Consider the following 17266-nt stretch of genomic DNA (forward strand, 5'->3'; position numbering starts at 1 on the left):
TGGAGCATCTTTTGCTAAAATTGGTTTGCCATTTCCTAGATGCCTGTCCCAAAGTATGCCAGGCGAACAGGCTGAAAAGAAACGAGTAAAAGCGCATCAACGGCGAAGGGAGGAATGAAGAGGACGATATGAAACGATTGCTTGCACGGCTGTTGTCGTTGCTGCTGATTTTTTCGCTGGCGCAGCCAATGGTGCCGCCTGCCGGAGCGAATCAGACTTCGGCCAAGGTCCCGGTGGGCGAAGATTTTTTTGTGGATACAGATGCCTATGAGCACGGAACACCCGACGGCGTAGGAAACTTGAATGCGATATTTGTCGGATATGCCGACTCTTTTGGGGCTGCCAATGCAGCTCTCAAGTTTCAGTTGGGGAGCGGTCAGGTTGATTTCAACCGGAAAATCCAGTCGGCCTATTTGCGTCTTTTTCTGACTCAGGTGGATGCCTTCCAAGGAAAACCGTTTCTCGATCTTTACGCCGCCCAGAATGATTCCTGGACAGAGCGGGATGCTGTTCTTCCGCAAACCGCAGAGCTGATCGAGCGGATTACGGAATCCGGTCTGAGGCAGAATGACTGGGTATCGTTTGACGTGACCGATTTTCTGCGGGAGCAGTCGGCGGATAAAGTAGCGAGCTTTGTGCTAAAAGGGCATCAGTTGCCGCCAGCGGGTGGCGCACCACGGATACAGGTCGCTTTTCTCGACAAGTCATCCGGTCAAACGGAAAAGATTCCGTACCTGGAGATCACCTATGCTCCGAACTCCCCGCCGACCGCTATTTCACTGAGCAACGACAGCGTCCCGGAAAATCTTCCGGCGGACACGCCGGTCGGCACGTTCAACGCGACAGACCCGGACAGCGAAGATCAGGGCAAATTGACGTTTGAGTTGACAGGCAACGAGCAAGGCGCCTTCAAGCTTGTCGGCAACGAGCTGTTCACCACGGCATCGTTTGACTATGAGACGAAAAGCAGCTATTCCATCGACGTCAAGGTGAGCGACTCCGCCGGAAACACGCTCACCAAAGCATTTACGATCCGGGTCGAGGATGTGCAGGAGCCGCCGACTTTTGCCGAGCTGACGATTAACGAGGGCATGTTCTACACCAGCTTCAATCAGGTCAGTCTGAAAACGACAGTCACCGATCCTGATCTCGGCAAGCCGTTACAGGTGCGGTTCTCGAATGCCGCCGATCAATGGACGGATGATTGGAAAGCTTACAGCCCGTCGTCTTCCTATCCCTGGACGTTAGCGGCGGGAGACGGAGTAAAGACGGTCTACATGCAGGCGCGGGATGAAGCCGGCCATCAGATTTCCGCCAGCGCCACAATCACGCTGGACACGACCCCGCCACTCGTGACGGGAGTGGTCGACAGAGGCGATTACAAGGAGCCTGTGACGATCACCTTTAACGAAGGGACAGCGGTTCTGAACGGGGCCGCGATTGTCAGCGGCTACAAGGTGACGGCGGATGGCAACTATACGCTGAGAGTGACAGATATGGCTGGAAACACGACGACGCTTTCGTTTTTTCTCGATACAACCGCTCCGACGGGATCCCTGCAGATCGAAAGCGGCCAATCGTTTACGACAAAGCGAAATGTTGTGTTGACGATCACGGGGACGGACGGGGAAGGCATCGGCCAGCTTCAGATGAACTTCTCCAACGATGGGGCCACCTGGTCCGGATGGGAGTGGCTTGCCGCCACGAAAGCATGGGAACTGAGCCCCGGAGACGGAAGCAAAACCGTGAAAATGAAGCTGAAAGACGGGCTGGGGCATGAGCGGGAATACGAGGACAGCATTACGCTGGATACGACTCCGCCAGAAGCCGCCCTGTCGATCAAAGGAACGAACGCTGCGAATACGGCGACTTCGTCTGCGACTGTCAAGCTGCTGATCGAAGCGACAGATGCGCAAGGCCCTGTAGAGATGACGCTCTCCAATACGGACGGCGTGTTTGCAGGCGGATGGCAGCCTGTCCAGCCTGAGCTGCAGTGGAAATTGAGCAGCGGCGACGGAAACAAAACGGTCTACGCCAAATTCCGCGACGCGGCGGGGCATGAAGTCACGCGCTCTGCCAGCATTTTGCTGGATACGGTTCCGCCGGAAGTGACAGGCGTTGCGGCTGGCAACTATTACAACCAGGAGGTCACCGTTCATTTTTCAGAAGGGACGGCTGTACTGAACGGCGAGCCGTTTGCGGATGGCGAGCAGATCAGCGAGGACGGCACGTACACGCTGGTTGTCACGGACGTGGCAGGCAATACCACGACCGTTTCCTTCAAGGTTGACCGGACAAAGCCTGCGGGAACCTTCACGATCAACAATGGCGAGGACTGGACGAACACCCCGCAGGTCGTGCTGCAGTTGAATGTGACGGATATGTCCCCGATGACGGCCGCCTTCGCCAATGACGCGGAAGGGTGGCAGCCATCCGAACCGTTTGCGGCTACGAAGTCGTGGACACTCAGTTCCGGCGATGGGCAAAAGCGCGTGGCGGTCAAGCTGAGAGATGCGGCCGGGAACGAGGCGACATGGGAGGCGCACATTACGCTGGATCAAACCGCCCCGACCGGAAGCTTTACGATCAATGACGACCAGAGCGTGACGAACGAGCGGCAGGTTGAACTGAAGCTGCAATACGCGGATGCGGACGATCAACTGCAAATGCGTTTCTCCCCAACAGGGACGAATGACTGGTCGGACTGGGAGCCGGCGCAGCAGACGAAAGCGTGGGAGCTATCCACCGGAGACGGTACGAAAACAGTCTTTTTGCAACTGCGCGATCGCGCGGGCAACGTGCGCGACTTGCAAAAGTCTATCATGCTCGATACGACACCGCCTGTAGTCAGCGGGGTGACCCATGAGGGCGTGTACAACTCCGACCAGCAGATTTCCTTTTCGGACGGGACGGCTACGTTGAACGACGCTCCTTTCCTTAGCGGAACAACCGTTACTGAGCACGGGCAGTACACGCTCGTCGTAACGGATGCGGCCGGAAACAAAACAACCATCTTTTTTACGATCGACAAGACGCCTTTGACGGGGACGCTCGCGATTAATCAGGGCGCGGCGTTCACAACCTCGCGCAATGTGACGCTGGATCTTTACGCAAACAAAGGCGCACCGGACACGCGCATGTCCTTTTCCAACGATGGAAGCACATGGAGCCCAGCCGAGCCGTTTGCCCTGACAAAAGAGTGGACGCTGTCCGAAGCAGATGGCGTCAAAACCGTCTACGTGCGCCTGGAGGACAAAGCGGGGTACACGACGGACGTAAGCGATACGATTGTTCTGGATACGACCATGCCGGCGGGAAGCTTGCTCATTAACGGGGGCAACCTCGTGACAGAGAAGCGGACGGTCAACTTGACGGTTACGGCAGCAGATGCCAATGGCCCTGTGCAGGCTCGCTTCGCCAACGAGGATGAAGAGTGGAACGCCTGGAGCGACGTCGTTTCGGCGCTGCCGTGGGAGCTGTCGGCAAACGATGGGATCAAAATCGTTCGCATGCAACTGCGCGATCAGGCCGGAAATGTCTCGTCCTTTACAAGCAGCATCGAGCTTGATATGAACGCGCCGGTCGTGCATGGTGTCGAGAATGGCAAAAGCTACCGGGAAGACGTGCAGATCACGTTCAACGAGGGCACGGCTACACTCGACGGTCAGTCATTTACAAGCGGCACGACGGTAAGCGATGAGGGCGAGCATGAGCTGGTCGTCACCGACGCCGCAAGCAACTTCACGCAGATTGCCTTTACCATCGACAAAACGCCTCCGCAGGGCACGTTTGCCATTAACAACGGCGCTGCGACGGCAAGCTCGGTCAATGTGACGCTGAACGTTACCGCCACCGACTCGCTGGGAGAGGTAGAAATGCGCTTCGCCAATGAAAACGAGGGCTGGAGCGACTGGGAACAGGCGGCTCCAACGGTTCCGTGGCGGCTTCCTTCCGGCAACGGGATGAAAAAAGTGCTGCTGCAACTGCGCGACGAGGCGCACAACACGATTGAACTGGAGGCGCAAATCAGGCTGTCCGTTTACGTTCCGACTCCGCCAACAACGGTCAAGGTGACAGGCGTACAGCTCGATGCGAGCAGCCTGCAGTTGCAAGCAGGCGATACGCGCACAGTGACCGCTGTGATTCAGCCGGAAAATGCGAGCGACAAACGGGTCAGATGGGCGAGCAGCCATTCCGCTGTGGCGGAGGTAGACAGTCAGGGGAACATCGTGGCACGGACAGCAGGGACTGCGCGCATTACCGTCACCACTGTCGATGGCGGCTACACGGATACGGTAGAAGTAACGGTCAAGGAAGAGGCCGATTCTTCCTCCCTGCAAGCCTCGAAAAAAGCGTTCCGCCTGAAGCCAAAAGAGCGGGCGCACGTCCAGATTTTCAAGGTCGAAGGGGACGAGAAGACAGAGATCACCACAGACAAAAAGGTAGAGTACCGCACGAAGCGCGGCCTCGTCACGGTAGCAGCGGGCCAGATTACGGCTGGCAGCGACGAAGGCGAGGACGTCATCACGGTAACGTACGAAGGGCAAGAGCTGCAAATCCCGGTTACGATCACAACCCGCACAAGCGATAAAGTCAGCCTGCTTTCCCGGACCGAGGGCGTGCTTGCGGTAGACGAGGAAAGGCAGTTGGAGCTGGTGGCGCTGTACGGCGACGACACGACAGAAGATGTGACGGATCAAGTAGAATGGACTTCCTCCAATCCGGATGTCGTGGAGGTTGACGAGGATGGCAGGATGGTTGCCAAGGCGACAGGTACAGCCGTCATTTCCGGGAGCATAGACAAACGGAAATTCAGGGTCCGCCTGCTGGTTGTCGAGGAAAAACATCCGAGACGCATCGAGGTCGCACCTGCCTACGTCCGCTTGAAGGAAGGGCAGGAAAAAGCGCTCGTCCTGACGGGCACGTATGAAAAAGGGTACCAGGACCTGATTGCAGAGGACGCCGAGTGGACGGTAGAGGATCCGGAGATTGCCGAGGTGATCGACGGGAACATCGTTGCCCGCAAGGCGGGTAAAACGATCGTCACCATCAACTACAAAGGCAAGACCGCCAGCGTGCGGGTGGAGGTCAGAAAGTAGCGCCGTGTTTTTTGAGAGAAGAAGGTGCCAGCTATACGGCTGGCACTTTCTGACTTGCGAAGGACAAGACCGGCAAGCAGAGACCGGAGACTGCTTTTCGGGCAAATACGCAGAAGCAAACAAGGAGGGAGCAACAACGATGGAACCATATGTGGGAGAAATCAGGATGTTTGCGGGAACTTATGCGCCGCGGGGCTGGGCGTTTTGCGAGGGGCAATTGCTTTCGATAGCGGAAAATGAACTGCTGTTCAGTGTGATTGGAACGACCTATGGCGGTGACGGGATGACCACGTTTGGCTTGCCCGATCTGCGCGGCCGAGTGCCTGTACACATGGGCACCAACCCGTCCACGCAAACTGCTTACCCGCTGGGAGCGATGGGCGGAACCGAGACGGTCGTCCTTCAGTCTGGCCAATTGCCGACGCACACCCATACGGTCAACGTATCGTCAACGGACGGGACTGATGTGGAACCAGGCGGGCATGTTTGGGCGAAGCGGATTTCGCAATTTTCGCAAAATCAGGCGGCGATCCAGATGAGCCCTCTCGCCGTGGAAAGCATCGGCGGCAACCAGCCGCACAATAACATGATGCCCTATACCGTTATCAGTTTCATCATTGAGACAATAGGCTATTATCCAGTCCAATCGTAGGCAACACATTTATCCAGGGGAGGTAGATTGCGATGTCAGAACCATTTCTCGGAGAAATTCGCGCCTTTGCTTTTCCGTTCCCGATGAGGGGCTGGGCGCTGTGTGATGGATCCATTTTGCAAATTGCCCAGCACCAGGCGCTGTATTCGATCCTCGGAGCGACTTATGGGGGGAACGGCGTCACGACCTTTGCCTTGCCTGACCTGCGGGGGCGAGTGCCTGTCCACACCGGAAACGGAATCACGCTCGGACAGGCTGGCGGCGAGGAAGCGCATGTGCTGAGCATTGGGGAAATGCCGCCGCACACGCACGTCGCCAAGCCGCTGTCGACCTCGGGATCAATCGGAAAGGCCGAAGCAAACGTATGGGCCATGACGAATGTACAAGCGTTTGCGGCCGCCCCGAATGCGACGATGCGCGGCGATGCCCTGGGCGCAGCCGGAGGGAGCCAGCCGCACAACAACATGCAGCCTTACCAGGTGCTCAATTACTGCATTGCTATACAAGGGATATACCCTTCCCGTAACTAACTGATCGAGGAGGAATGAAAAATGGACGGCTTTGTCGGGGAGATTCGGATTTTTACAGGCCAGTTCGCACCGAAAAACTGGGCTTTTTGCGACGGAAGTTTGCTTTCGATCGGGCAGTTTACGCCGCTGTTTGCCATTTTGGGGACGAGATTTGGCGGGGATGGCAAAATGACGTTTGCTTTGCCCAATTTGCAAGGGACGGCGCCGATGCACCACGGAACAGGCAATGGCTTGACGCCGAAAGCGTTCGGAGATCAGGGAGGCAGCAGCACGGTGACGCTAAATACCTCACAGATGCCTGGGCATACGCACGTTCCAAACGCTGCGGAGAGGCCGACGACAAACAACCCGGACGGGATGATCTGGTCGAACACGGAGGGCAGAGGCGGGCTTTTGGCTTACGGACCAGCCGATGCGTCGGCACAGACAACGCTTAGCCAGTTCGCCGTTTCGCCCGCAGGAGAAGGGATGCCGCACAACAACAGACAACCCTATTTAGGCGTAAACTATATCATTTGCGTGCTTGGCGAATTTCCGCCGCGTGGAGATTGAGAAAAGAATGTGCCGGATGCGAATTGGCTCTCGTATCTGGCACTTGCTTTGTCCAATTATCCTATTGTAATATGACAGAATATTACTGCGATACCTTTTTCACGGGGTGATTTGATGCAGAAGTCTGTCAATGGTCCATCCTCCATTCCCGTCTCTAGTCAATTGAAGGAACAGTTGAAAAACTTGATGGAGCAACGAATTTATCAGCCGCAGGACAAACTGCCGACGATCCGCGAGCTGTCCGGCTTTTTGCGGCTGAAGCAACAAACGGTCGAAGCCGCGTATGCAGCGCTGGAAGCGGAAGGCTACGTGACGCTGGACGATGCCGGAGCGGCGTTTGTCGCGGACAAGCTCCCGAAAAAGAGCGCCCAGGTCGACCAGGGAATCGCAGCAAAGCAGCGGGAAGAGACGATCTTGTCCCGCGTTCTGGAAAAGGCGAAGCAGCCGGCCTTCCAGATGGCACAGGGCCGGACGAAGCCAGCCATCCTGTTTGCCGAGTGTAATGTCGTACAGGTGCAGGAATACGCGGTCGAGCTGGAAAAGGCGACCGGCTACACCGTCAAGCCGTGCCTGATTAAAGACCTGGAGCAGTTTGCAAGCAGCATTCTCAACGGCTACTACGATCTCGTCGTCACGACGTTTTTACACATAGAAGAGGTGCAAAAATGGCTGGACAGCTTGGGGGACAGTGACGTTCCGAAGGTCATCGGCTGCTTGCTGGAATCGAATCTCCAGTCGATCCGGGAGTTGCAGCAGCTCCCTCCTGGCAGCCTCGTGGGAATCGGCGGCACGACATGGGAGGGCGCCTACAATTTCCGCCAATCCATCCTCAACGCGGGGATGACGCACCTGGAGCTGCAAATCGGCTCGATGGAATACCCGTCGTCCTTGGATGAGTTTTTGTCCGCGAAGCCGAGCCTGATTGTGTGCACCAGCATCGTCGGCGACTATTTGAAGCGGCAGTCGCGCTTTTTGCCGCTATTGATCGAGGACCGTTATCTGAACGCCCAGTCCGTGCAGTACATTCAGCAGTGCGTCGAAGGCAGGCGCTGAGCGCGGGAAGGCAAATCGGTGCCGTGAACAGCCGCTGGTTATGGTATGATGGAGGTAATGCTTTTCCATAACAGGAAAAAGAGGTGCAGTCATGTCAGGATTCGGAATATTTCGCGAAGTAGTCACGTCCGAGGAGCAACTGCGAGAAACGTTCGGAGTACCGAGCCCCCTGGTGCAAAACAAGTCGATCTCCCAGCTCGATGAGCATTGCCGGAATTATATCGCTCAATCGCCTTTTCTGATTATTTCTACCGCAGATGAAAAAGGAAACTGCGATGCCTCGCCGCGCGGAGATGCGCCGGGCTTCGTGCACATCATCGACGACCGCCATCTGGTCATCCCGGAGCGGCCGGGGAACAAGCGGATGGATTCCATCACCAACATCCTGGTCAATCCGCACATCGGCCTGATTTTTTTGATTCCGACGCTGGAAGAAACATTGCGGATCAACGGACGGGCATGTGTGATCCAGGACCAGGATATTTTGGAGAAAATGGCTGTAAAGGGCAAGGTTCCCGCGCTCGGAATCGGCGTGCAGGTGGAAGAGTGCTACGTGCATTGCGCCAAGGCGTTTATGCGCTCCGGGCTGTGGAAGCCGGACAAGTGGCCGGAGGCTGGCACGACGCCTAATATTGCCAAAATGCTGGCAGACCACGTGAAGCTCCCTGGCATCTCTGCAAAAGAGGTGGCAGAGGGCTTGCAAGACAGCTACACCAATCGTCTGTACTAGAGCAAGAGAAGCGAGCCTCCCTGATGTTTGAGGGGGATTGTTTTTTTCCAAAAGATAGCAGTCGAGTTTTCCGATCGCTCAACCTGTGATATACTTTCTTAATGTAAGTACATAAACAGCGCGAGTCGGGAGGAGATCGGATGGCAACACAAATCACAGATCGTTCCGTTTTGAACAACGGAGTGGAAATGCCTTGGCTGGGTCTGGGCGTCTGGAAAGCAAAAGATGGCAATGAAACAGTGGCAGTCCGCTCGGCTATTGAGGCGGGCTACCGCAGTGTGGACACCGCTGCTGCCTATGGCAACGAGGAAGGCGTGGGCGAAGGAATCCGCCAGGCGGGAATCGACCGCGACCAGTTGTTCATCACGACAAAGGTGTGGAACGCCGACCAAGGCTACGAGTCGACGCTCAAAGCTTTCGACGCGAGCATGAAAAAGCTGGGGCTGGATACGCTCGACCTGTACCTGATCCACTGGCCGGTAAAAGACAAGTTTGTGGAGACGTGGAAAGCGCTGGAGAAGCTGTACCGCGATGGATACGTGCGAGCGATCGGCGTGAGCAATTTTCACATTCACCATCTGGAAGAACTGAAAAAGCACAGCGAGATCACGCCTGTCGTCAACCAGGTCGAGTACCATCCGCTGCTCACGCAAAAAGAGCTGCACGCGTATTGCAAAGAGCGCAGCATCCAGTTGGAGGCGTGGAGCCCGCTGATGCAGGGGAATCTCGATCATCCGCTGTTGGTGGAACTGGGACAAAAATACGGCAAGTCGCCTGCGCAAATCGTCATTCGCTGGGATTTGCAAAACGAGGTTGTCACCATTCCGAAATCCATTACGCCTGAGCGCATCGTGCAAAACGCACAAGTGTTTGACTTCGCGCTGAGTGCCGAAGACGTGGAAAAAATCAGTGCGCTGAACGAGAACAAGCGCTTTGGACCCGATCCGGACAACTTCGATTTTTAATAAACAAGGCCAATAAACAGGGGGCTGTCCCGCATGTCTGACGCAGACGACGGGATGCGCCCCTTTCCCATTGCAGGCGGACCAGCCCCGAAAAAGAAAGCAGGGTATCCCCGCGAGGCAGCCTTGCCTGCCAGCAGGGGGACACCCGCTTGTTCATCCGTGGCGGCGATAGGCCAGGATGGTGCGGTACATGCTTTTGTCGGCGAGCTTCTGGAACAAGGAAATGTCTGGCCGCAAGTTTGCTTCGATGATCCAGACGCGCCCGTTTGCGTCGATGCCCATATCGAAGCCGAAGACGCGCTGGCGGGTGTAGTAGCGGGCCAGCCGTTTCGCTGCGAGCAGTGTGACCTGCTGCAAACGGGAGACGATCGCCGAGGACGAGGCTCCGCGAATGTTCGAGCGTCAAATCGCGGTGGAGAGCGGGAGCACTTTGCCGCCGCTGCGCTTTATGTTGGTGATGATGTAGCCTTTGCCCGCCACTACCCAAGGCTGTCCGCTTTTTCGCCGCACCATGACTCTGACGTCAAACAGCGAGCTGTTGACGCGAGCGAGCGATATGCCCTGCTGCACGAGATAGCGCGTTTTGATTTTGCGGCCAAATGCTTGTACGCCGCTTTTTTGCCGTGCTTCGTCTTGCGCTTGGCCCCGCGCTGGACCCGATAGCGGCCGCCGCCGAGCCCGGTCACGAGGATGACTCCCGCGCCTCCGCTGCCTGAGGCTGGCTTGGCGATCACTTTGCGGTAACGGTCGAGAAACTTGTACAGAGCGCGCCTGGAAAACTTGCGCGTCTTTGGCAGCGCGCCGGACAGAGCGGAGCTTGCTCGCAGCACGTAGTACTTGGTCAGTTTTGACTCGCTTTTATTGCCCAAAAAGGTCATTCCCCCAATCGTGATGTGAAACGCATGATTCTTTCCTAATGTATGTCCGGCTTGTTTCAGCGCTTGTGGGAATGTCCTTGCCGCAAAAAAAATAGGTAGGATTTGGCTCGGCGGGGGAAGATTCGCTCTTTACTATGCTATTAATTTTTGTATACTGAAAAGTAGCATATTTGTTTCATCAGATGAAACGAACGGAACCAAGTAGGAAGCAGGTGTAAGAACAAATGGATGAACAAAAAGCAAACGTTCGTTCCGTCGAGCGTGCTTTGGATATCCTGCTCTGTTTTACGGACGCCACAGACCTTGGGCTAAGTGAGATATCGAGTCGGCTTTCCTTGCATAAAAGCACGGTGCATCGTTTGCTGGCGACGTTGGAAAACAAGGGCTTTCTCATCCGTGATGTCCAGACGGAAAAATATCGGTTAGGCTTTCGCATCTGGGAGCTTTCCGCCAACCTGACGCATAACGACGATCCCGCCACACTGCTTTTGCCCGAGATGGAGAGGCTGCGGGATTTGGTAGAGGAAACGATCAGCCTGTACGTGCGCGATGGAAACGAGCGAATACGCATTCAGGCTGTGCAGAGTCGGCAGCCGATTCGCAGGGTCGCGCCGATCGGGGCGCGCATGCCGCTGGCCGTCGGGGCGTCCAGCAAGGTGTTGGTCGCCTATGACGAGCCGCATGTGCTGGAACAAGTTCTGAACGATCCGGACTGGCCGGAATACGTCAATCGGGAGGCGTATGTCGAGCAGCTCGACCAGATCAAAAGACTTGGCTTTGCAACCAGCGTGGAGGAGCGCGAGCTGGGGACAGCGGCCGTAGCGGTGCCGATCTTCAACCGCAACGGACAACTGGTGGCGTCAATCGCCGCATCTGGCCCATCCAACCGGCTCACCCCGGAAAAAATGAGCGAGTACGCTCCCTACATCATGGAAGCAGCTTATCGCATGGGAAAAATGATGAAATAACCAAAAAGCCAACACGCTTGCTTGCGGGCGTATTGGCTTTTTTTTGCTATTTGCGCTGCCTGTACTCGCTTTGCAGCACGCGCCAAAACGGCTGGACGGCGTTGTCGGCGAGAAAGCGCTCCCCGCGCGCCCGGACGTACTGGCTCATGTCCTGGTAGTAGGCGGGATCGCGCAGCTTTTCGTAATGGAAGGCGATGTCGTGGGCATCCTGCACAAACAGCGGGTAATGTTCGCCCAGCAACGCGAGATTGCCGATCGTTTTGGTCGTCAGGACAGGGACGCCGAGCGCCATGCATTCGATGATCCGGGACAAGTACGAGTGAGACGGGTTCTGGTCCGGGGTATCGTCGTAGAGCAGCGCAATGCCGATGCCGCTTTGCACGATCATCTTTTTGGTCGTCCACATCGACTTTTGCCCGTGGTCGGCGACGCCAGACGTGCGCAGCAGAATCCGCGCCTTTTTTTGATAGCTGCCGACGATGGACGGATAGAGGACGCGCAGCTTCGCTTTCGGATATCTTTTGCGAATCAGGCGAATCGCTTTGGTGGCGACAGCAAGTCCATAGCGCGGTCGGATGACGCCTGCCCAGATCAGATGCAAAGGCTCGCCAGGCAGACGGGTGAGCGGCTCGCCGTCGTGGGGTTCGACGAACTGGGGCAGCACCTGGATTTTGCGCTGTAGCTCCTGCGCCGAGTATTTCGCTTTGCTGAGCTGGTAGCGGCGATATCTGTCGGCATTCGGCTCCGTCTGGAAAAAGACGACGCGGGAATGCTGGAAAATGTGATCCAGTCTGCCCATGATGTACGGGTCCCGCAAATTATACTGGACGGCCAAATAGAGCAGCTTTTTGCCGAGCGCAGGCTTTTTTTCCACCAGGTGAAAAGCCTCGTTGCGGCCACGGATAAACAAAAAGTCGTATTTGTGCTTTTGGTCGCGGGCGATGATGTCATTCACGAGATCGTCCGACTTGTGAAACCGGACGTGTTCAAACGTAAAGCCGCCCGTTCCGTTGCGGAACTGAAAAGGCAAGACGCAATCGAGCACGTACCGCTTGCGCTCGCTCGCGCCAAGCTTCGTCACGATACGGTCGACGGAACGCAGCAAAATAAAAAATTGCAGGACGTTTCCCTTTGGCTTGAATTCGATGAGATTACAGGAAAAGCAAATTCTCACGGGATTCTCTCCTTCGCAGGGCTCTTTACCTATGGTATGGCTTTTGGGGCCATTGGCTACTGGAAGAGGAGAAAACGCCGTTGTGCAATTTACTTACTTAAATAAAAAACTTTACTCGAGTTAATATAAATGCTATTGTATTTCTTGGATGTAACTGGAAAACGAAAGAGAGGGAACTATGACGGAAACGATTTCGCTGCGAGAAAAGAAAAAAGCAAAAACGAAGCTCGCCTTACTGGAGGCAGCACTGGCCCTGATCGACGAAGGAACATTTCGCAGCGTGCTCGTCGACGATATTTGCGAGCGTGCAGAAGTATCCAAGGTGACGTTTTTCAAGTTTTTTCCGCAAAAAGAGGAGATGCTCATCTATTTCATGAGCATCTGGCAGGCGCGCTGCTTCTGCGAGCTGTCAGCCAACGGGAAGCGGGGCTTTGCTGCTGTGCGCCACATCTTTTCCATGGTGGCGGAGGAAAGCGAGAAGTATCCGGGGATTATGCTCAGCCTGATTAGCTTTCTCGCCGAGCAAAAAATGCATCCGTGCGTCCCGACGCTGTCAGCGGCGGAGCTGGCCTTGCTGTTCCCCGATGTCAGCGACAGGGCGGCCTTCAGCGATGCGGACTTGCACCAGATTTTTGTGCGCTGTGTGCGGGAAGCGCGCGAAGACGGGGAACTCGCCGACGATGTCAGCGAGGAGGAGGCTGTCGTGCTGCTGTTCTCCATGTTTTACGGGGCGTATTTGACGGCGCACTTGTTCCGGTCGGACGATTTTATGGCTTGCTATGAGCTTCATCTCAAATCTTTGACAAGGTAGGAGAGCGCAATGGCGAAAATTGTGCCTGGACGGTACACGGCAAAAATGGAAGGGTCATACGTAGTGTTCATCATCGGCATGCGGATCAACCAACTGCTGGCGGTTCACAAATGGCTTCCGGTTGCGCGGGCGATGGGCGGAATGGTGGAGGAGCTGTATCAAAATCCCGAGCTTGGCTTTTTGGGCAGTCGCTCCAGCATGAGCCTGCGCACGATCACCCAGATTCAATATTGGCGTTCGTTTGAGCATTTGGAAAAATATGCGCGGCACGCCCCACTGCACCTGATGGCGTGGAAAAAGTTCAATCAGGCAGTGGGCGCAGACGGCTCGGTCGGAATTTACCATGAGACGTACTTGGTAGAAGCGGGCCATTACGAATGTGTGTATGTCAATATGCCTGTTTTCGGCCTGGGAGAAGTGGGCGAGCTCGTTCCCGCCACAGGCAAACGCGAATCGGCCAGACAGCGGATCAACAAAGGCTAGAGCAGCATCCGCCTAGTCGGTTTCGTTGACCAGGCGCAGCAGCCATTCCTTGAGGTCGACGATGCGCAACGATTTCGGACGCGAATCGGTTCCGGTGACGAGCAGCGGGACGAGCGAGTCGGCTGCATGCAGCGAGCCGTGGGCAGCGCCGCCGATATGGGTCGGGGAGCTTTCCGTAATCAGCTCGTAGCCGGGCTGCACGGTGGCGATGACGTATCTTCCGGGGTGGGAGTTCATGGCTCCGTGCAGCCGGGCCAACGCATCGGGATACTTCCCGTACGTGAGCCGCTTTTTGCTCACGGTCATGTCCAATACGCTTGTGTCTCCGCTGATCGTCCACGTCTGCCCGTACTCGTCCTTGACGGGACCGCCCGGCTTGTACGTCATCTGCTTGCTGCTGCCTCCTGCCGTGACGACGATTGACTGTCCTTCTTTTCGCGCGATCACGTCCATCCGCGGTTCGCGCTGCAACTGTGCCGCGACGGCAGAGAGCGAAAGCTGCGGATCGAGCGCGTAGACGTACGCCATCCGCTCGTTGGCGGCGATCACGATCTGGTCGGTTGCTTGCGGCGGCCGGCTGATCGAGGAAATCCGGTACGAGGCGAGCAAGCTGCGCAAATCAATCGTCGCCGCTTGCCGATCATCCTGCACCGCGCTTTGGGCACTGTCTCCCATGACGATCCAGCGCACCTCCTCGACGGCCTTGTCCCACGAGCCAAAGGCGTCGAGCACGGTTTGCAGCGCCTTGTCGGCATTTTCAATCCCTTCCAGCGTCAGCGGGCCTTTGCGGTGGACCTCCATGTCATTTTCCGGCAAGTACGTGATCGTGAGCGGCGGCAGCCTGTCATGCGCGATCAAAAAAGCAGTTTCCTGGGCGGAAAACTCGTCGTTCATGCCGTATTTGCGCCAGATGCGCGTATGGCGCTTCTGGTTCGGATCGAGCTGGGCAAAGGCGGCGTAAGACAGCAGCTTCGGCCCGGTTACGTTCAGCTCTTCCGGCAGTTGCGCGGCAATCTCGATCAGATGCGGGATTTTTAAGGCATGTTCGGTCTTGCCCCGCCACACAATCGCATTGATGGAAGCCGAATCTTTGCCTTGGTCGGCCAGCACATCGTGGATCGTGTTTGTCTGCGGATTCAACTGACTCTGGTTCAACTGCCAAATCGCGTCCAGCAGCACCTGCGGCTGGTCAATCTTCATCGCTTCCTTTGGGCCGTAACCGTAGTAAACCATCCGCTTTTCTTGTTCGTTGTACCAGGACAGACCCGGCACGTGATGCTGATCGGCGTAGGTCCCGGTCAGCAACGTGCTGTCGATCGTCACGGACATCGTCGGAAACGAGCTGACGACATGGGGGAAGTAGTGCCCTTTTTCCCGCAAAAAGGCCAAGGCAGGAGCGCGCCCCTGGCGAATCGCCTCCTGCAGCGGCTTGTCCATCAACGAATCAATGAGGATGAGCACAACGGGTTTTGGCCCTTGCGTTTGTTCTTGTTCGGAAGACAGCGGAGCGGGGATCTTCTCCTGGATTTGCAATCTTTCGCCAGCCTTGCAGCCAATGAGTGGCAAGCTGAGCACAAGCAACCAAAGGATGGCGGATGTCCATCTCGACTTCATGCTTCCATTCCTTTCCATGAGTATCGTGGTTTTATTTTTTGCCGTCGCCGCTAAATTATTCCACATACAGCCGCATAAAAAATCTCCCCCTCGCGAGCCGGCAGACGCTGTGCATGAGGGGGAGATTTTAATGCGGTTATCCTTCCGGCAGCAAATGGCTCACCTCCACGACCTCGCCTTTCTCCAAAAACAGGCATGGAATGCGGTTGCTCAAAGTAGCGACGACTTCATAGTTGATCGTCCCGAGCATTTCCGCCACTTCATCGACCGTAATCTCCGCGTTCCCCTGCTTGCCGTACAGCTTCGGAATATGGCGGCGAATCGCGCGGATGTTTCTTTTGACGGCATCGAGATTGACCTCGATCCACGTTTCGCGAAACGGTTTTTTCATTACGGGTACCTTTCCAAAACAAGATGGAAAGCCTTGTTTTCCCTTTGGAAAAGAATGTCATGCATACTTTTTTCTCATAAGTATTCGTCTTCCGGGCTACTTAGTCGTGGCCGATTCCAAAGCACCAATAAAAAAAGCAGGCCGCTTAGCCAACAGCCTGCACCTGCAACGCCAAGCGGCGCTCACCAGCCTGAGCGCTTTTTTCCTGTGGTCAAAAAATGGGCAACTGGTCCAGATTGTTTTCTTTGATGCCGTCCGGCTCGCTGCGCAAAATATCCCGTCCGTATTTGTGAAACACGTCTACGTGCGCAAGTTGTCCCGCTTTTGCTTCCTGCAAGGCGGTGACGTAGTCCAGCTCACGTCCGTTGCTTGTTTTGAATGCGATCAAGTCTCCGTCATCGTTTTTGCGCACGGCGACGATCCGCTCTTTGTCTGAATCAGGCGATAGGACTCTTTTCGCTCCTGCGCTTTCCTGCAACGCTTGCTGCTCGCCTGCCGCTTTGTAGTCGGCGTAAATTTGCTCAAAGCTTTTCTCGCTCATCACGGAATCCCTCCTTATGCATAAGGTGGCTCAAGGCGGGAGAGAACATGCATTCGTTTTAAACCAAGGCCCGACATTCGCCTCTTGACACTTGCTGGCAGGAGGATTATATTTTGACTGACACGAAAGTCAATGAAAAAGGAGGGAGCAGCTCGTGCCTCGCTCAAAGGAGCAGAATGAAGAAATTCGCGCCCAGCGCAAAGAAGCGATCATGCAGGGCGCTCTTGCTGTTTACGTGGAAAAAGGATACGCAGCCGCAGATATCAAGGATGTGGCGGAGCGTGCCGGCGTGGCCAGGGGATTGGTGTATTACTACTACAAAGACAAGCGCTCGTTGTTTCGCGATTTGTTTGTGCATATGTTCCAGCTCTCCAACAAGCACACCCGCCATCATTTTTCCCAGGAGGGGACGGCCACAGAGCTGTGCCGGCAATTCGCGCACGTCATGTTCCACAATTTGTTTGAAAGCTCCGTGCACGTCATGTTCTTTTTCCGCATGCGCCACGACCTGCGCGAGCTGTTCACAGGGGACGAGTTGAAGACGCTGTTGTGGCGCGACAACAATTTGCAGGTACTGGTGGAGACGTTGCGCCGCGGAATGGAGACAGGCGATATTCGCCGGATGGAGCCGGAGCTGCTCGCAGAACAATATTGGGGAGCCATGATGCACGCCATGGGTTTTTTGCAGCGGAAAAAGAGAAGCTTGCTCGCAGAAGGACACGACATGGAGCAGGTCAAGCAGTTGCTCTCGCCGGACATCGAAGCGGCGACGGAATCGTGCGTCGCGATGGTGCGGGCGTGAGGGCATCCGCCGCCGCAGCCTAT

Annotated in this window: 14 protein-coding genes and 3 pseudogenes; 11 read left to right on the top strand and 6 right to left on the bottom strand. The window is 55.9% G+C overall.

What is annotated here, in order from left to right; genetic code table 11:
- Positions 1–128 precede the first annotated feature (128 nt).
- The 7 genes from AC27IT_RS21745 to AC27IT_RS21775 all read left to right on the top strand — a co-directional run bounded on the left by AC27IT_RS21745 (position 129) and on the right by AC27IT_RS21775 (position 9581).
- On the top strand, positions 129–5099 hold the full coding sequence (locus AC27IT_RS21745; protein WP_487092091.1) for an Ig-like domain-containing protein: 4971 nt from the start codon (positions 129–131) through the stop codon (positions 5097–5099).
- Positions 5100–5238: 139 nt separating this feature from the next.
- Positions 5239–5751, top strand: a complete 513-nt coding sequence (locus AC27IT_RS21750; protein ID WP_487092092.1) for a phage tail protein — start codon at positions 5239–5241, stop codon at positions 5749–5751.
- 32 nt (positions 5752–5783) lie between these two features.
- On the top strand, positions 5784–6281 hold the full coding sequence (locus tag AC27IT_RS21755; RefSeq protein ID WP_005828464.1) for a phage tail protein: 498 nt from the start codon (positions 5784–5786) through the stop codon (positions 6279–6281).
- 21 nt (positions 6282–6302) lie between these two features.
- Positions 6303–6833 (top strand): phage tail protein, encoded by a 531-nt coding sequence (locus AC27IT_RS21760; RefSeq protein WP_005828466.1) that lies wholly within the window; start codon positions 6303–6305, stop codon positions 6831–6833.
- A gap of 114 nt (positions 6834–6947) precedes the next feature.
- Positions 6948–7886, top strand: coding sequence for a GntR family transcriptional regulator (locus tag AC27IT_RS21765; protein WP_197186925.1), 939 nt, complete (start codon positions 6948–6950; stop codon positions 7884–7886).
- Between the two features lie 91 nt (positions 7887–7977).
- Positions 7978–8616, top strand: coding sequence for a pyridoxamine 5'-phosphate oxidase family protein (locus tag AC27IT_RS21770; RefSeq protein WP_005828469.1), 639 nt, complete (start codon positions 7978–7980; stop codon positions 8614–8616).
- A 140-nt stretch (positions 8617–8756) separates the two neighbouring features.
- The gene (locus tag AC27IT_RS21775; RefSeq protein WP_005828471.1) at positions 8757–9581 is read left to right on the top strand and encodes an aldo/keto reductase; all 825 of its coding nucleotides are present in this window, start codon (positions 8757–8759) and stop codon (positions 9579–9581) included.
- Positions 9582–9734: 153 nt separating this feature from the next.
- Here AC27IT_RS21775 and AC27IT_RS21780 read toward each other — a convergent pair.
- A pseudogene (locus AC27IT_RS21780) lies at positions 9735–10459 on the bottom strand (YheC/YheD family protein).
- A 224-nt stretch (positions 10460–10683) separates the two neighbouring features.
- On the opposite strand from AC27IT_RS21780, the gene AC27IT_RS21785 reads away from it, so the two are divergent.
- Positions 10684–11427 (top strand): IclR family transcriptional regulator, encoded by a 744-nt coding sequence (locus AC27IT_RS21785; RefSeq protein ID WP_005828478.1) that lies wholly within the window; start codon positions 10684–10686, stop codon positions 11425–11427.
- 46 nt (positions 11428–11473) lie between these two features.
- Here AC27IT_RS21785 and AC27IT_RS21790 read toward each other — a convergent pair whose 3' ends face one another.
- On the bottom strand, positions 11474–12601 hold the full coding sequence (locus AC27IT_RS21790) for a glycosyltransferase family protein (protein ID WP_025843904.1): 1128 nt from the start codon (positions 12599–12601) through the stop codon (positions 11474–11476).
- A gap of 178 nt (positions 12602–12779) precedes the next feature.
- Here AC27IT_RS21790 and AC27IT_RS21795 point away from each other — a divergent pair, with 178 nt between their 5' ends.
- Both AC27IT_RS21795 and AC27IT_RS21800 read left to right on the top strand, forming a co-directional pair.
- On the top strand, positions 12780–13412 hold the full coding sequence (locus AC27IT_RS21795) for a TetR/AcrR family transcriptional regulator (RefSeq protein WP_283858030.1): 633 nt from the start codon (positions 12780–12782) through the stop codon (positions 13410–13412).
- Positions 13413–13421: 9 nt separating this feature from the next.
- Positions 13422–13895, top strand: coding sequence for a DUF4188 domain-containing protein (locus AC27IT_RS21800; protein WP_007783131.1), 474 nt, complete (start codon positions 13422–13424; stop codon positions 13893–13895).
- 12 nt (positions 13896–13907) lie between these two features.
- Here the strand turns inward: AC27IT_RS21800 and AC27IT_RS21805 are convergent, their stop codons facing one another.
- From AC27IT_RS21805 to AC27IT_RS21820, 4 genes and pseudogenes are all read right to left on the bottom strand, one after another.
- Positions 13908–15509, bottom strand: coding sequence for an alkaline phosphatase family protein (locus tag AC27IT_RS21805; RefSeq protein WP_005828486.1), 1602 nt, complete (start codon positions 15507–15509; stop codon positions 13908–13910).
- A 136-nt stretch (positions 15510–15645) separates the two neighbouring features.
- Positions 15646–15810: pseudogene (locus AC27IT_RS21810) on the bottom strand (alanine racemase C-terminal domain-containing protein); the annotation flags it as partial.
- Positions 15811–15813: 3 nt separating this feature from the next.
- Positions 15814–15900 (bottom strand): annotated as a pseudogene (locus AC27IT_RS21815) (alanine racemase C-terminal domain-containing protein); the annotation flags it as partial.
- A gap of 211 nt (positions 15901–16111) precedes the next feature.
- Positions 16112–16441 (bottom strand): DUF3892 domain-containing protein, encoded by a 330-nt coding sequence (locus AC27IT_RS21820; RefSeq protein ID WP_007783134.1) that lies wholly within the window; start codon positions 16439–16441, stop codon positions 16112–16114.
- A 154-nt stretch (positions 16442–16595) separates the two neighbouring features.
- Between AC27IT_RS21820 and AC27IT_RS21825 the strand changes: the two genes are divergently transcribed.
- Complete coding sequence (locus AC27IT_RS21825) at positions 16596–17243, top strand: TetR/AcrR family transcriptional regulator (RefSeq protein ID WP_005828492.1); 648 nt, start codon at positions 16596–16598, stop codon at positions 17241–17243.
- The last annotated feature ends 23 nt before the right edge of the window (positions 17244–17266 follow it).

It is taken from the genome of Brevibacillus sp. YAE8 (assembly GCF_057543335.1).